Source organism: Mycobacterium arosiense ATCC BAA-1401 = DSM 45069, from assembly GCF_002086125.1.
GTDB lineage: Bacteria > Actinomycetota > Actinomycetes > Mycobacteriales > Mycobacteriaceae > Mycobacterium > Mycobacterium arosiense.
The window spans coordinates 1-14,621 of sequence record NZ_MVHG01000113.1 but is presented as its reverse complement, the minus strand read 5'-3'; the positions used below and the strand labels follow the sequence as shown (position 1 = coordinate 14,621).

Genomic DNA, 14,621 nt, shown 5'->3' with positions numbered 1-14,621 from the left:
CCTCGACCGGCTCACCCACACCCCCACCACCCCCGCCAGCCCTCCGAACGATCCACAATCAGCGGCCACCGTCACCCTCGCCGACGGCCTCACCGCCTCGGCCGGCGACTGGATCGCCACCCGCAAAAACGCCCGCTGGCTACGCACCACCACGCATGGCGCCTGGGTCAAAAACGGCCACCGCTGGATCATCCGCGCCGTGCACGACGACGGCTCGATCACCGTCGTCCCCCTGCGCGGCCCGGCCACCCCGGTGCGCCTGCCCGCCCGCTACGTCACCACCTACACCACCCTGGGTTACGCCAGCACCATCAACGCCGCCCAAGGCATGACCGCCGGGCACCGCGACACCGAAGGCACCTGCCACATCGTCGGCTCCGACCGGCTCACCCGCCAACAGCTCTACGTCGCCGCCACCCGCGGATGCACCGAAAACCACCTCTACTTCTCCACCGCCGAAGCCGACCCACACCGCATCCTGACCCCTAAAGCCACCCACCCGCCCACCGCCGTGGACATCCTGATCACCATCCTGGGCCGCGACGGCGCCCAACACTCTGCCCACAGCATCGCCGCCGCCGACACCGACCCCTTCAACCGGCTTCACCTGGCCGCCGACATGTATTCCGATGCGCTGAGCGCCGCCGCCGAACAACACGCCGGCCCGGATGTCATGGCCCGCATCGACACCGCCGCCGCCCGGCTGGGCCATCACCTCACCGACGCCCAAGCCTGGCCCGTGCTGCGCCGCCACCTCGCCCTGCTGGCCATCGAAGGACACGACCCCATCGACGCCCTGCACCAGGCCGCGGCCACCGGACTCGGTGACGCCCACGACCCCGCCGCCGTCCTGGACTGGCGCCTCCCGACCCCCACTGGCTCAAGTGCCGCAGACCGTGGACCGCTGCACTGGCTGCCCGCCATCCCCGACGTCATCACTACCGACCCGACCTGGGCGACCTACCTGCAGCAGCGCGCCGAACTCGTCAGCGACCTCGCCGATCACATCCGCGGCACCGCCCGCGCCTGGGATGCCGCCACCGCCCCCGCCTGGGCGCGGCCCCTGCTCGACGGCAACCGCAACCTGCTGGCCGAAATCGCGGTCTTCCGCGCTGCCCACCGCGTCGAGGCCGCCGACACCCGGATTACCGGGCCCGAACAGCACGCCAACCGCTCGGCCATGGTCCAGCAAGCCATCCACTCCCGCCTCGATGCCGCTCTGACCCGCGCCGGCGCCGACACCGCCCGCTGGCGCCAACTCGCGCACACCATCGACCCACACCTCACCGACGACCCATACTGGCCGCGGCTGGCCACCCACCTCGACGGCGCCACCCGCGCCGGCGCCGACGTCGCCGCCCTGCTGCACGAGGCCGCGACCGAACACGGGCCGCTCCCCGCTGAAATGCCCGCTGCTGCCCTGTGGTGGCGGCTGGCCGGCACCCTGGCGCCCCCCTCCCTGGAGGGCACCGACACCAACCTGCGGCCCCCCTGGACCGCCGACCTGCACCACCTCCTGGGCACCCGCATCGCCGAAGCCGTCATCACCGACCCCGCCTGGCCCGGCCTGGTCGCCGCGGTCACCGCCGCCGACTGGCCCCCCCACGATCTGCTCGCCGCCGCGGCCGAACACCTGCACGACATCGCCGCCACCCAGACCATCCGGCCCGACGAATACGCCCGCCTGCTCACCTACCGCGTCGAACTGCTCACCCACCACGCCGCCACCATCGACCCCGACATCCCCCACCCGGCCGAGCAAGCCGAAACATCCACCGGCCAACAGCAATTCGACCTCGAAGACCACCACATCGACGCCGACCTACACGAGCCCCCGCCCGACCCCTACGACTACTCCTACGGCTTCGTCGAAGACGACCTCGGCGGCCTCGACATCGACGACCTGCCCACCGTGCGTCCCGCCGCGCCCGCCCGCGTCGACGACATCGACATTCCCGCCCTACGCGCCCGCCGCGACGCCGCCCACCGTCACGCCCACCAACTCGCCAACACCATCCTCACCGGTGGCGGCGGACCCGCCGAACACGCCGCCACGGCCGAACTGGCCGAGCTGCACCGCCGCTTGGGTGAACAACGCCCCTACCAGCAGGCCCTGGCCAGCGCTCACGACCGCTGGGTCCACGCCGAAGACACCGCCGAACTGCACCGCCAACTACTCACCCAACTTGCCGCCGCGATCACCGCGGCCACCGAGCGCGGCGAGCACGACGCCGCCGTCCGCTACGGCCAACACCACACGCAGGTCAGCGAACAAACCGACCGGGTCGACACCGCGGTGCGCAGCGCCCGCGACCGTCTCGACGCTGCCCGCGCCGCACTCATAGAGGCCGCCGGCGGCGTAGCCGGCATCGTCACCGAACACGACCTGCACGCCCGCCGCACGCAAGCTATGCGCGCCGACAGCGACAGCCTCAACGCCGCCCGCCGCCACGCCCGCGACCTTGATGACCAACTCGCCCGCGCCGAAGCCGCCGCCGCCCGCTCCCTGGCCCAAAGCCCCACCCACACCTACGATCTGGGCGCCGACCTTGACCAACTACATGCGGAAGTCGACTTCCTTCACGCCGCCAGCGCAACCAGCCCCGCCGCCATGTACACTCCACCGCCGGTCGCCCTTGTCAGCCTCGACGACAAGCACCGCCGCGCAGTTACCGCCCTCACCACCAGCGTTCACAGCGTTCAACTGCTCCACCTGCATCCCGGTGCCGACAAAACCGCCACCCTGGCCGCCCTCGCCGACACCGCCCACCACCACAACAAGCACGCCCTCGCGCTGACCGACAGCGTCAGTGCCGCTGACCACGCATACGCCGACACCACCGCCCCCATCGACAGCTACCGCGACGACCTCACCGCAAAGCGCCACACGCCACCGCTGGGCAGCCTGGTCATCGTCGATGACGCTCAAACCTTCACCGCCCAACAGCTGAGCTGGCTCGCCCACAGCGCCGCCACCACCAACACCAAACTCGTACTCATCGCCACCGGCGACCAGCAACCCGCACACACCCTGCTCGCCGTCCTCACCAACGACCTGCCCCACACCCAACACCTGGGCACCCCCGACCCCGTCCAGCCCCAACCCCGCACCGCCGTCGAGCGCGCCGAACACTACCTGGCCGCCACCAGCGCACCCAGCCCCGACCGAAACCGCGCCGCCCAGCTGCTACGCCAACGCACCCAAGTCCTCTCGCACCTGCGCGACATCGCCAACACCACAACACAGTTGGATGCCATCGCCGAACAAGACCGCACCCGCGTCCGGGGCCGCGACCAAGACCGCGGCAGCGGCAGCGGCAGCGGCAGCGGCAGCGGCAGCGGCAGCGGCAGCGGCCTCGAACTCTAACCGCACTGCGACGGGGTTACTTTATCGCCGAAGCGATCCCTTGTAGGTCAATGGGCGTAAGTTTTCCGGTCGTCGGCTGAAGCCTCGCATAGCACCACCCGCCGTGCCCAACGACAATGAGTCAGTGGACGATTGGGCCCAAGCCGACCTGGCGTGGAAATTGGTAGATGCGATCAGCCCTGCGCTTCCCGCCTCCGAGCGTGCCCAGCTTTACGCCACCATCGGTTCAGGCGAGTCCTACAGCGCGATCACGACGGTCCTGCGCTCGCTGGTGCGCGATGCTTTACCCTTACCCGCCAAGCTGAAAACCGAACTCACCGGTTGGCTTACCGCCTACGAGCACAGTGCCGACGCGCCCCACCTAAACGAACTGCTCAGCCTCATCGAATCACCGCGGTGATGTCCCGCTCAGCAACAGCAAAAGTTGTGTTCGTCCAGACGATCCGCCGACGGATATTGCCATCCCGTTCAACGTCGAATTCGGCTATATCGAGAACGTTGAACTGCCGACAATGAGCCAGCAGCGTGGGGTTCTCAAGGTTATGAGGGTTATCGTTGATCGCGTGAGCCAGACCCTTGGTCAGCTGAAAGCGACGGGCTGCTAAGCATTGCTGACGTACACGCGGAGTTTGATGCTTCTTACCGTCGGTGACGCCTTGTAGGGTCCAACGCGTGGCAACGGGGGCCGACGAGAAATTCTGGCGAGATGCTCGTCTGCGCAGCGTATTGAAGCATGGAATCATCAAGCGTTATCTCCCAGTATTCCTTGCTCGAACATCCGCTCGGGGAGGTAGGGCCGTTTACTTCGACGGCTACGCCGGGCGGGGGCGTTACGAAAATGGCCAACTCGGCTCATCCGGCCTAATGATGGACTTCGCTCTGGACCAGAAGTCCAAACAGGGCCGCGACTACACCTTGCTTCTGTATGAACGGGACCGAGAATCTTTCGATTCTCTGACCGCCCTCGCTGAGCAATATCGAGAGCAAGGGCTGGACGTGCGGCCTGAGCAGAAGGACGTCGCCAACATCACTGACGACGTGGCGAGGTCGGCGGTGGGCCAGCCAATGTTCGTGTTCCTCGACCCATGCGGTGTGGGAGTTCCGTTCGACCTGATGACTCGGTTACTCAACCGAGCCGCGCCCCGCCATCAGCCGCCGACCGAGGTGTTGCTCAACTTCAACCACGCTGCCGTCCGTCGGATAGGTGGTCATCTCAAATCAGAGAGCGGCAACGACGTAACCATCCGGCGACTCGACGATGCAGTGGGTGGGCCCTGGTGGCATGAGGCATTCGACCAGAACGAGATAGACCCGGTCGCCTTTGTTGTCGACGGATTCAAGCAACGGTTAGCCAAGAGTACGGGCATGCTGGTCGAGTCGGTTGAGGTCAGCGACGGGCCGGGAAAGCCGCCGATCTATGACTTGGTATTTGGTACGCGGCACCCCAGGGGGGTCTGGAACTTTGCCGACGCCGCTGCTCTGTCCATCAAAGATCTGTGGGAACAATCAGAGGCTGCCGAGGTTCAGCAGGCCCTTTTTCCAGTGCATCCCGATATTGAAGACGTGGAGAAAGAAGCGGTTCCCATCATTCAAGAGAACATTCAAAGGTTGCTGGCCGGCGGCGGCGAATTCGTCCTAGGCAATCGTCCACGTGAGGTCTTCGGACAATACCTGGGTCGCGTGCGCACCAAGGTTGCGCGTACAGCTGTCAAACAGCTCCATAGGCAGGGTCACACGCCGACGGACGGCATATCGCGCGCTGGACAAAAGCTGGAGGATATGGCAATCAAACCGAAGCAGCACTGACACTTGGCATTTGATTCCACGTCTGGCCATCGAGCACACGGCCCATAGCCTTTGGCGTTCGACCTCCCCATTGTTTGAAGAAAAATGCAACGCCAAAGTCACGGCAAGTATCTCGGACGCCGCGGACCCAATCGCCCTGCATCGGCCTGTAATTGGGTCCCGACTCGCCCCCGGCGATCACCCAGTCGATCTGATCCAAGTTCAGCCCTTCCAACGGTCCCAACAAAGGCTCGCACGACAGGAATCGCACCGCTGAGGGCACGTTGCGCAAGTGATCAATGCGGGCCAAAGCCTTTGAGTCTTCAACAGATACTCCGACCCAGACATTCGGTGGCCAATCAAGCTTGTCAGCAACTCGAGCTAGTCGGAGGCTGCGCTTGGTGAGTATCTGATAGGTGTGCTGCGGAGTCACCCGCATAACCTCGAAGACTTCACGGATAAAGGAGGTCGTCACTTTGGCATGGAATAGATCCGCCATGGAATTTACGAACACAACACGCGGGTTACGCCATCGAAGCGGCTCATCGAGCGTTTGTGGGTGCATTGTTACGCCAAACCCGGGTCCAGATGTCGTTGGGTTGCCGTCGTTCTGGTACTTCTCTGATCCCATCGCCTTGAGTCGCTTGGCCAAAGTCATCGCGTAGCAGTGATCACAGCCACTTGATACCCGATCGCATCCGGTGACCGGGTTCCACGTTGCCTCAGTCCATTCGATCGCTGAGCGGTCCGACATCCAATCCCCTCTCTTCGATCAACGACAGCACACAGGAACCAAACTACATCGATGTAATTCAGATCGAGACGTTAGCGCGGCACACCGACAATGTCACCGACAATCGCCATATCGGCCGTTGGAATCGACCTCTGCGACCGAGCGCGGGAACGATGAAAACTAGCCAGCGCCGGAGGGCCGTATTGAGTACAGCATGCTCCACGTCTGATGTCATGACCTGCAGAGCGCTCAGAATCGTTGTAAACGACCTGTAGAGGGCAGTTGCCGCCTTTCCCAGCCTTTCCAGTCGTTTCATTCCAGGACTAGGGCTGGTAGCTGGTGTCGGCGACGTCGGTGGCGAAGTCGTTGATCACATGCATCGCGCCGTTGAAAACCGCCGCTATCAGCACCACCGCTACCAGTAGGGCCGCCACCAGGCCGCCTAGCCACGGAAACTTGCGCGAATCATTCACGCTCATCATGTCTTTCGGCACGAATCCACGACGACAGCGCATCGCGCATTGTCATCACGAGGCTGTCACGCTGTCGAGGCTGCAGGTCCAGTACCCGCTCCAGCGCGTTGCCCAGCAGCGGCTGGTCGGCCAGATACGGGATGGCCCACTGCCACCCCAGCCCTGCGTCGCCGAGCGCGTCACGTGTGTTGTCCGCCGCTACCGCCGCCAGCCATCCGGCCCCTTTGTGCGGTGAGGCTGCATAGAGCATCGCCGCCACCGGCCCAACAGCGGCTGCGGCCCAAAACTCGCAGCCCGGTCTGGCAGCAGCGGTTTTCAGCAGCGCCTCAGCGTATTCCACTGCTTCCGCCGATGAGGTCACCCGCGAGCACGGATCGTCATTGGGAGTTTGGCAAATCATTCTGTCCTTACCTTGGGAATTGGAAAGCACTGCGGCAGACCTATCGGCGGTGCTGGGATGGCACACCGGTGATGCTGAATACAGGCCCCGCGGCGCGGCGCCAGCAGCGGCATGCCAGCAACAGCTCACCTGCTGCGCGGGCTGCTCGCCGGCGCTGGAATAGGCCAGCAGCACGCCGAGGTAGACCACGAGCTCGGCCACCAGCACACCGGCGATCACGCCTACGGAGGCGCGGAACCTGCTCGCGGGGGCACTCATCGCCGGGCCCTTATCCCGCCGCTGGCCGCCGCACATGGCGGCGGGTCAGCTCCCAGTGGGCGCTGCGGCGCGGCTGGTCTGCGGCGCGGTGCACCACGCCGCGGCGAGCCAGGATCACCAAGGCGTGATAGACCTCCTCGGCGACCACGGGCAGGCCGCGGCGCCGGCAGCATTCGGTGACGGCCTGCCGGGCTTGGGTGGTCGACATCGGTTCACTCGCGCCGGTCAGCACCTCGAGGAGTTGGTCGCGTAACTGCTTGGCGTTCACTGGGTGATCGCTTCGGCGGCGCGGCGGTGGCGGGCTACCACCCAGTCCCACATGTTGCGCGGCTGCTTCACTGCTGGCTGGTCAGCCTGCAGCAGGGTTTTGACCGCGTGGTCGTATTTGGTGACGAAGGCCTGCCAGTCGGGTAACTCGGTGGTGATGCCTGCGGTGCCGCGGCGCAGCAGCCGGGCCTGCCCGAGGTTCTGCGGGAGCAGCCGCCGGTAGTCGAGGCTGGGACCCAAGTGGGAGGACAGCGTCTTAGCGCCGCTGGCCTGATCGAAGCTTTCTTGGCGGCGGGTGGTTTCGCGTGACCACTGTTCGCCGCGCTGCAGCATCTCCATTTCGGCGGCTCCGTACATGATCAGCGCGGCCGGGAAGGTGTCGCGCAGTTCGCGGGCGTATGTGCTGCCATAGACGGTGTCGAACTGGCTGGAGGCCTGCACCGACAGCAGCAGGTTGACACCCAGGCCGCGGCCTTCTGAGACGTGCCGGCGCAGCGCCGGCATCGGGGCGACGTTGGCGGCCTCGTCGATTACCAGCAGCAGCCGGTGCAGCATTTCCTTGCGGGCTGTCTTGCCGCGCCAGCTGCGCACCAGGTGTTCGAGCAAGGTGACGGCCGCACCGGCGATCGATCCTTCGGCGGGGGCGAGGATGAACAGCGTCGCATCGGGTTCTGACAGAAACGACGCATCGAAGCAGAGATCGTTGATGCCGCGCAGCGCCAACCGCATCCACGGGGTGACCGCCTTGCGCATGGTCAACGCGATGCTGTCGCGCTGGCGGGGGTCCATGGCCAGGGTGCGCATCAGCGCGTTGCGAAACAGCGGTTGACTGGACACGTGCCGCGCGGCGCTGTGCCAGCCCGGCGCGTCGGGGTCCTTGTCGTCTTTTGCCAAGTTGTCCACGGCCAGCAGCACCCATTTGATGCCTTTGCCGTTCCCGCAGGGGGAAGCCGCGTACAGCATCGCCGCCAGGGGGGCCTCGGTGTTGGCTTCCCAAATCCCCGCGTCGGAGACCTGATCGATGCCCGAGCCCAGTCCGACAGCCGACATTTGCATCATGGTGTTGGCCGCGGTCACCGCTTGATCGGGCGTGCTGATCAGCGCGGTGGGATCAAACGAGCGGACCTGCGCATCTGCTGGGTACACCGGCGAGTAGTCCGGCCGCAGGTCGATCACTTGCTTTGGGCCCCAACGGCGTTGGCACACCAGCCACATCAGATCGTCTTTGGACGACACGCATACCGCGGGCCCTCCCCACAACACCGTCGCCGGGGCTAACACGGCGCGCGTCTTACCAGTTTCGGTGGGGGCGGACACCAGCAGGTGGCAGGCGCCGTCAGCCAGCGATAGCTTGTTGGTCGAGCCGTCGCGGCTAAACCCGCAGTACGGCGAGGACGGGGGACGATACATCGCTAGAACCTCCTAGATGGGATCGGATCACCGGGTGGGTCGTCGCGGCGCGTGGGAAACACCCCCAGGCCGGTGAGGTCATCGGGTTGCAGGAAGCCGAAATCGACGTCGTCGACCCCTTCGGGTGGACGCATCGGCCACCAGTCGCGGGCCCCGTCAACGGCCAGCCAGCCTTCCGTGATGCCGTAGATGCCGGCGGTGAGCAGCGCGGCCGGGATTTGGGCCACCAGCCACGGCACCGCTGCCGCTGACACCAAGGAATCGCCCGGCTCATACAGCAGCGGCAGCGGCAGACCGACCACCGCCGCTGCCCACATGAACGCTGCGATCGGGTACGCGCGCAGTTCGCCCGGGATTAGCTGGGCCATGCGGACGGACATGGCTTTGCCCGCCGGCCACCCCAGCGGCGCCAGCGCTGCCGCCGTCATAAGAATGACCCAGTCAAACATTGCGTACGGCGTTTTAATTGGCCGCGCATACCAGGGATGAATAACGTCGTCGTCAGCGGGATCAACCCGCGCTCCGGTGCGTTCGGTGTCGCGGTCTCTTATTTGGCGCGCAAGGATTTCTGCACGCCTTTTCTGGAATATGAAAGTGCGTTGATTGCGGGCGATCCACTTGCGGCGGATCTCGTCGAACCGATCAGCAGGCGCTGGCATCAGCAGCATCCCCCACGGCTCGTACAGGCTCAGTGTAAAAGTCGTCGAGACGTTGCGCGACGTCCAGCAGAAAGGTCTTCAACTCGCTCGCGCAGCGCGATACCCCGGTGCATTCGGCGCCGCGCCGCGCCGCGTCGATCGCAGCTGTGCATAGGCTGAGCTGCTCTGATATCCGCACGGCAGGACTTTCGCCGGCCAGCACCCGCTGCGCAGAACCTTCTTGCCAGCCCAACGCGACATCGAGACGCGCGAGCGTTTTGAGCGCGAGCCCACCATCGCGCTCGGCGGCCTTATACAGCGTCGACGGGGCTGGGCCGCCCGCGGCTGCTAGGTCTCCGCGGGTCCAGCGCAACTGCGCCAGGCGGTCCTCGACGAAAAATAGCAGCCGCCTTACTCCGTCTGCCGGTAATGCATTCACACAAAAGACGGTAACAACCGATCTAGTTATTTCGCTACGGCCGTGGAATATCTGTTATTCCACCCCTTAGGCTGACCCCAAGGGATAAGGAGGCCAGCGGATGCGCGTTGTTATCGGCGCTGTGTTCACCGCCATCATGGGATGCGTTTTCACCCTGATGACGGCAGCGATCTTCGTGATCCAACACCTGTTTGCCAGCCTCATGCTGGCCAGCCTGGCCGCCGCAACCCTGGTTGCCACCGTGCGTCGACGCCAGACCCGGCGGTCACAGCCTGGCTTGGGATATCCCGCCGCCATGACGGGCCCGCAGCTGCCGCCGGTGAGCCCGTCGGCCGCACCAGAGATGTCTTCAGCGGTCTCGCGTCGCCGCTGCTTGCCAAGCCTGCCGCCCCGGCGGTGCCTGCCATGAGCAATCCCCCGATCGACCACGAGCGCGATTGCGTGATCGCGATCACCCAAGCGTTCCTCGCCGACGTCGACCGCGACGGCCTGGGCGCCGTCGGGGTCGCCCCCCGCGCTGAGATCGACCCCCCCGCTGAGATTGACCCTTCCGCCGAGGTCGGCGATGCGCACGACGCACCGATCAGCCATGGTGCCGCGCCGCCCGAGGACACCATCGACGTCGGCGGCCGTGCCGCCGCGGGTCCCGACCATCTGGGTGCGCGCCGGCCTACCGATGACCCACCCATTGATCTCGACGGCCCCAGCGACTCCGGTGAGCAGCCCAGCACTCAGGGCGCCGACACGAGTGATCCCAACACCAGCGGGCAGCACGACAGCACCGAAACCCCGCTGCCAGATAGCGATCTCGTCGACCAGCTCACCTCCACCAGCGGAACCGACGATGCCGCAGATAGCCCCGCGGAATCCAAGCGGACCCCCCGCTACAACAAGAACATCGCTATTGGGTTCGCGGCCGCCACCGTGGTGGCCACCCTGATTGCCAGCGGCGCTCTGCTGGCCATGCGCGGCGACCCGCACACCAGCGAGCCATCCCAACCTGCGGCGGCCAACACCCGGCTCAGCGTCCTTACCGCACCATCAAGCACCACCCCGGCGCCCGACAACCAGGACTCCACCATCCCCTACACCGCCACGTCGGTGGGATGCCTACCAGGCTCGACCGCCGCGCAATCCGTCGCCGGGCCCGACTCCACCCAGGCCTGGGTGTGTGTCACCGGCGGCAACGTCGGCCAATACCTCGTGCTCAATCTCGGCCGCAGCATGGTCGTCACCGCCGTGTCGATCACCCCGGGCTGGGTCGGCGCCGACGCCTCTGGCGCCGACCAATGGCACCAGCACCGCGTGCTCACCCGTGTGCAATGGAGCTTCAACGACACCCCACCCACCGTGGTGCCCCAAGAGACCGCCAGCGTGCACGGCGAAGCCACCAAACCCATGCCGACCCGTGGCGTGCTGGCCTCGCGCATCATCATGCTCGTCCAAGACACCGGACGCGCACCCGCCGACACCACCCCGACCACCAGCCCGGCCCCCGGCGGTGGAGGTGGGCTCATCGGCGAGGTCCTGGGCCCACCGGCAGCACCCGCCAATCCAGCGCCGACCAGCAGCACCCCCGAGCTACCCGGGCCGCCCGCCGACTCAACCCACACCGACCCCGCCGACAACACGTTTGCGGTGTCGTCGATCAAAATCTTCGGCCACCCACCCCAGTAAAGGTTTCCACCAACCATGCTCACCAACACCTGGCGCAAGCGCCTCGACGGCACCCACCGCGCGGTTCGCCGCGGCGCACTCATCGTCGGCCTCGCCTCGTGCAGCGTCGTGGCCATCGCCACCATCTGGGGGTGGATCTTCAACGAGCCCATCGACGTGGCCGGCCCAGCACGCAGCGCTGTCAACCGCACCGCCCTGGTCGGCTCCTACGCCCAAGACTGTGTCACACGGTGGCTCACCGCCACCGCAGCCCACCAACAGGTACTGCACGACTGCTGGTCGCTGCGCGACCCGATCCGGCTGCCCACCACGCCCGCGCTCATCGTCACCTCCCCGGCTGTCTCGGCCGTCACCCTCGTCAGCGACACCGGTGGCGCCCAACAGTGGAGCGTGGTCATCAGCGTCTCCGAGCGGGCATTTGAGGCCGCCACCCCCCGCACCGCCTACTACCGGCTACCGGTCGTCTACAGCACCTACGGACTGCGGGCCAGCGCGCTACCGGCCCGGGTCAACGGGCCCGGCGCCGGCGCGGACGCGCCGCTGGGCTACTCCACCGCCGTCGCGGACACCTCACCCGCTTTCGCCACCGTCAGCGGATTCATCACCAGCTTTTTGACCGGCGCCGACGGCCTGGAACGCTACGTCACCACCAGCTCCGGGCTGCTGCCCGCCGCCGACTACCGCTCCGCCCAAGTCATCAAGATCGTCGCCAACCACAGCCCCGGTGACCACGACGTCCCCGCTGAGGGCGCCACCGTGCACGTGTTGGCCACCGTCAACGCCGTCACCAGCCAATACGCCCCGCTGCAACTGGACTACCCGATCGTGTTGACCGTCACCAGCGGCCGCTGGAGCGTCTCAGGGCTGGACTATGCGCCCCTGCTCGCCGAGGGCGCCGAACTGACCCCCGTCATTCCTACCGCCGCCGCGCCGCGCTAGAGCAGCCAGGAGCCATCCACCATGAGTCTTACGCACCTTCCCTCAGCGATCCTGACCGCCACACTGCTGCTGCGGTTGGCACGGCTCGTGCGCTATCGCTACTACCTGCGCGCGCTCATCCGAACCGGCCTACTGAGCGCCGCCGTCGCCGCGGGCGCGCTACTGCTGGCCGCGTCCGGTCACGCCATCAACGCCGGCCCCATCCTGGGAGCCCTCCCGCTGTCATTGCACTAATCACGAAAGGAAACCTGACATGAATATCGCCTCGGCCCCAACGGTTTTGGCCGCCACCGACCTGGTTTCAGGCAGCCACTCCCTCTACACCATCGGCGTGGGGGTGCTGGTCGTGCTCATCCTGCTTGGCGGCGGGGCACGCGCGGCCGGCGCCTTCTTCGGCGGGCGCATCGGGGCCACCGTGGCCTGGGCCCTGACCGCGGTCATCGTCGCCGTCGTCGTCGGCTCCGGCTACGCCATCTACACCTCGACCAAACGCACCGTCGACCGCACCGGCATCACCACCGGCCAATTCGGCCAGTAACCCACCCGCGGCCCCGACACTTCACCGCGACCGTCACCCGATTCGCGGTCACAACGCCCGAGGAAAAGAACCCATGACCGAGTCAGCGCAGCTGTTCAAAGGTGTGCACGACACCCCCGTCTACACCGACATCCTGTTCAAAAAGCCGCTACGACTGTGGGTGGCGATCAGCCTCTACGGGGGCACGGCCCTGACCGTCGCGCTCACCATCCTCACCCTGGACTCCGGGCACGCCCGCGCCATCTTGATCTACGGCCTGATCCTCACCTTCGCCGCCGCCGGCGGCGCAACACTGATCCCCCGCCAACGGCCCACCCTGCGCTTCCGCATTGCCAGCGCATGGCGCGCCCTGCGCCCCGACCTGGCCAGCAGCGCCAGCAACCCGCTGCTGGCGCCACCGCGCACCGTCATCGGCAACCTGAGCTTCACCGCCCACGGCGTCTACGCCCACTATCTGATCAGCGGATTGCCCTACTACCTGCAGTCCACCAAACGCCGCATCGGCGTCGCCGACCGCCACCAAGCCCTCGCCCGCGAAATCCCGGCCGGCACATGGGTCTTCGGGCTGTCCGTGCCCCAAAACCAACGCCAACTGCTGCGCGCCATGCTCGATGGCCACCGCGACAAACACCGCTGGATCAACGCCTGCCGGCAGATGGCGCCCGTCATCGCCGCACAAACACCCCGCACCCGTATCTTCTGGCTGGCCGTGCCCGTCGACGCCGGCCGCGCAGGGCACAGCCCCGCGGGCCAAGTCGCCAAAGTGCGCGACTGGGTGATCGGCCGCGACAAAGACTCCGACGACTCCGTGGCCGCCTACCAGCGCCTGGCCCACGACATCATCACCGCCATCCCCGAAGAATTCGGCCCCCAACCAGTCAGCGCAGACATGATGGACTGGTTCTGGCGCCACAACGCCTGGCGCGGAGTGTTCAACAACCCTTTGCCGCGCCGCGCCACCACGACCCAGCTCGACACCACCGCGCTGCCGGTCGCTATCTTCGACGACGGCGACCAGCTCCACCACGGCGGGCGCACCCTGCCGCTGCGCCTCATCGCCACCGCACTGGCGGGCGCGGCCGCCGCGGCCGACGTCTTCGTCGTGCCCCTGCTCGCCGCCCCACCCGCCGCCCTGGGCGCGGTCGCGCTGCTGGCCTGGACCGCCGGCATCCGGCGCATCCCGTCCTGGAGCAGAACCCTGCGGGTATCTAGCCCCGACGGCGCCTATCCCGACAGCTACCAAGCCATCCTGCCCATCGTCGACATGCCCAAGGCCGGCATCGTGTTTCCCGGCTCAGAATTCCTGCAAGCCCTCGACGACCTCGACACCGGCGCCACCTTCGAGTTCGCCGTCAACCTCGTCACCTTAAGCCGCGAAATGGAATTCGTGCGCAACGACCGCGCCAAAGGCAACATCGACGACCAGTTCACCCAGCGCCGCGACGTTCGCAACGGCGACGCCGAACTCATCGCCACCTGGCGCCAACTCGCCGAATACAACCGCCAACTCGAAGCCAACATCGACGAACGTCCCCTGCACGCCGCCTTCGTCATCGCCGTCGGCGCCCCCGACCCCCGCACCCTGGACTACAGCGTCAAACGCCTGCGCGAAGAACTCACCCAATCGGGCCAAATCGCCATCCGCCACTACCGCGGCGCCCAAACCAAACTGTGGGCGGCCTTCAACCCCGCCGCAC

At 66.5% G+C, this 14,621-nt stretch carries 15 protein-coding genes and 1 pseudogene; 9 read left to right on the top strand and 7 right to left on the bottom strand.

Translation table 11 applies throughout. From position 1 onward, the window contains the following. The 3 genes from BST14_RS25605 to tcmP all read left to right on the top strand — a co-directional run. Window positions 1-3,367, top strand: a 3,367-nt coding sequence (locus tag BST14_RS25605; RefSeq protein ID WP_158085928.1) for a C-terminal helicase domain-containing protein, incomplete at its 5' end; no start/stop codon positions are given. A 124-nt stretch (window positions 3,368-3,491) separates the two neighbouring features. Beyond that, window positions 3,492-3,767 (top strand): hypothetical protein, encoded by a 276-nt coding sequence (locus BST14_RS25600; protein WP_142279608.1) that lies wholly within the window; start codon window positions 3,492-3,494, stop codon window positions 3,765-3,767. A 272-nt stretch (window positions 3,768-4,039) separates the two neighbouring features. Then, the gene (tcmP, locus tag BST14_RS25595; RefSeq protein WP_158085927.1) at window positions 4,040-5,173 is read left to right on the top strand and encodes a three-Cys-motif partner protein TcmP; all 1,134 of its coding nucleotides are present in this window, start codon (window positions 4,040-4,042) and stop codon (window positions 5,171-5,173) included. Here the strand turns inward: tcmP and BST14_RS25590 are convergent. From BST14_RS25590 to BST14_RS25565, 7 genes are all read right to left on the bottom strand, one after another. Then, window positions 5,154-5,906, bottom strand: a complete 753-nt coding sequence (locus tag BST14_RS25590) for a DUF5131 family protein (RefSeq protein WP_083067109.1) — start codon at window positions 5,904-5,906, stop codon at window positions 5,154-5,156. The two genes, tcmP and BST14_RS25590, sit on opposite strands and share 20 nt — an antisense overlap. A 302-nt stretch (window positions 5,907-6,208) precedes the next feature. After that, window positions 6,209-6,358, bottom strand: a complete 150-nt coding sequence (locus tag BST14_RS30175) for a hypothetical protein (RefSeq protein WP_158085926.1) — start codon at window positions 6,356-6,358, stop codon at window positions 6,209-6,211. Beyond that, a complete protein-coding gene (locus BST14_RS29835) occupies window positions 6,351-7,016 on the bottom strand; it encodes a hypothetical protein (RefSeq protein WP_142279607.1) in 666 nt (221 codons plus the stop codon). Before BST14_RS29835 ends, BST14_RS30175 begins: the two co-directional genes overlap by 8 nt. A gap of 10 nt (window positions 7,017-7,026) precedes the next feature. Beyond that, a complete protein-coding gene (locus BST14_RS29830; RefSeq protein WP_142279606.1) occupies window positions 7,027-7,284 on the bottom strand; it encodes a hypothetical protein in 258 nt (85 codons plus the stop codon). Then, complete coding sequence (locus BST14_RS25575) at window positions 7,281-8,693, bottom strand: type IV secretory system conjugative DNA transfer family protein (protein ID WP_083067106.1); 1,413 nt, start codon at window positions 8,691-8,693, stop codon at window positions 7,281-7,283. The genes BST14_RS29830 and BST14_RS25575 overlap by 4 nt, the downstream gene beginning before the upstream one ends. Window positions 8,694-8,695: 2 nt before the next feature. Beyond that, a complete protein-coding gene (locus BST14_RS25570; RefSeq protein WP_083067105.1) occupies window positions 8,696-9,361 on the bottom strand; it encodes a hypothetical protein in 666 nt (221 codons plus the stop codon). After that, on the bottom strand, window positions 9,336-9,770 hold the full coding sequence (locus BST14_RS25565; protein WP_083067104.1) for a hypothetical protein: 435 nt from the start codon (window positions 9,768-9,770) through the stop codon (window positions 9,336-9,338). Before BST14_RS25565 ends, BST14_RS25570 begins: the two co-directional genes overlap by 26 nt. A gap of 100 nt (window positions 9,771-9,870) precedes the next feature. Between BST14_RS25565 and BST14_RS25560 the strand changes: the two genes are divergently transcribed. The 6 genes and pseudogenes from BST14_RS25560 to BST14_RS25535 form a co-directional block, all read left to right on the top strand. Beyond that, the gene (locus tag BST14_RS25560) at window positions 9,871-10,179 is read left to right on the top strand and encodes a hypothetical protein (RefSeq protein WP_142279605.1); all 309 of its coding nucleotides are present in this window, start codon (window positions 9,871-9,873) and stop codon (window positions 10,177-10,179) included. Then, complete coding sequence (locus BST14_RS25555) at window positions 10,176-11,447, top strand: hypothetical protein (RefSeq protein ID WP_083067102.1); 1,272 nt, start codon at window positions 10,176-10,178, stop codon at window positions 11,445-11,447. The genes BST14_RS25560 and BST14_RS25555 overlap by 4 nt, the downstream gene beginning before the upstream one ends. Window positions 11,448-11,462: 15 nt before the next feature. Further along, a complete protein-coding gene (locus BST14_RS25550; protein WP_083067101.1) occupies window positions 11,463-12,386 on the top strand; it encodes a conjugal transfer protein in 924 nt (307 codons plus the stop codon). 21 nt (window positions 12,387-12,407) lie between these two features. Continuing rightward, a complete protein-coding gene (locus BST14_RS25545) occupies window positions 12,408-12,620 on the top strand; it encodes a hypothetical protein (RefSeq protein WP_083067100.1) in 213 nt (70 codons plus the stop codon). A gap of 19 nt (window positions 12,621-12,639) precedes the next feature. After that, window positions 12,640-12,924, top strand: a complete 285-nt coding sequence (locus BST14_RS25540; protein ID WP_066911629.1) for a glycosyl transferase family 39 — start codon at window positions 12,640-12,642, stop codon at window positions 12,922-12,924. A 73-nt stretch (window positions 12,925-12,997) separates the two neighbouring features. After that, window positions 12,998-14,621, top strand: a pseudogene (locus BST14_RS25535) (ATP-binding protein); the annotation flags it as partial.

Excerpts from the sequence above, each read along its gene's own strand:
- BST14_RS25560 (WP_142279605.1), top strand. The coding sequence starts at position 9,871 with ATGCGCGTTGTTATCGGCGCTGTGTTCACCGCCATCATGGGATGCGTT.
- BST14_RS25555 (WP_083067102.1), top strand. The coding sequence starts at position 10,176 with ATGAGCAATCCCCCGATCGACCACGAGCGCGATTGCGTGATCGCGATC.
- BST14_RS29835 (WP_142279607.1), bottom strand. The coding sequence starts at position 7,016 with ATGAGTGCCCCCGCGAGCAGGTTCCGCGCCTCCGTAGGCGTGATCGCC.
- BST14_RS25590 (WP_083067109.1), bottom strand. The coding sequence starts at position 5,906 with ATGTCGGACCGCTCAGCGATCGAATGGACTGAGGCAACGTGGAACCCG.
- BST14_RS25550 (WP_083067101.1), top strand. The coding sequence starts at position 11,463 with ATGCTCACCAACACCTGGCGCAAGCGCCTCGACGGCACCCACCGCGCG.
- BST14_RS25540 (WP_066911629.1), top strand. The coding sequence starts at position 12,640 with ATGAATATCGCCTCGGCCCCAACGGTTTTGGCCGCCACCGACCTGGTT.
- BST14_RS25545 (WP_083067100.1), top strand. The coding sequence starts at position 12,408 with ATGAGTCTTACGCACCTTCCCTCAGCGATCCTGACCGCCACACTGCTG.
- BST14_RS25575 (WP_083067106.1), bottom strand. The coding sequence starts at position 8,693 with ATGTATCGTCCCCCGTCCTCGCCGTACTGCGGGTTTAGCCGCGACGGC.
- BST14_RS25570 (WP_083067105.1), bottom strand. The coding sequence starts at position 9,361 with ATGCTGCTGATGCCAGCGCCTGCTGATCGGTTCGACGAGATCCGCCGC.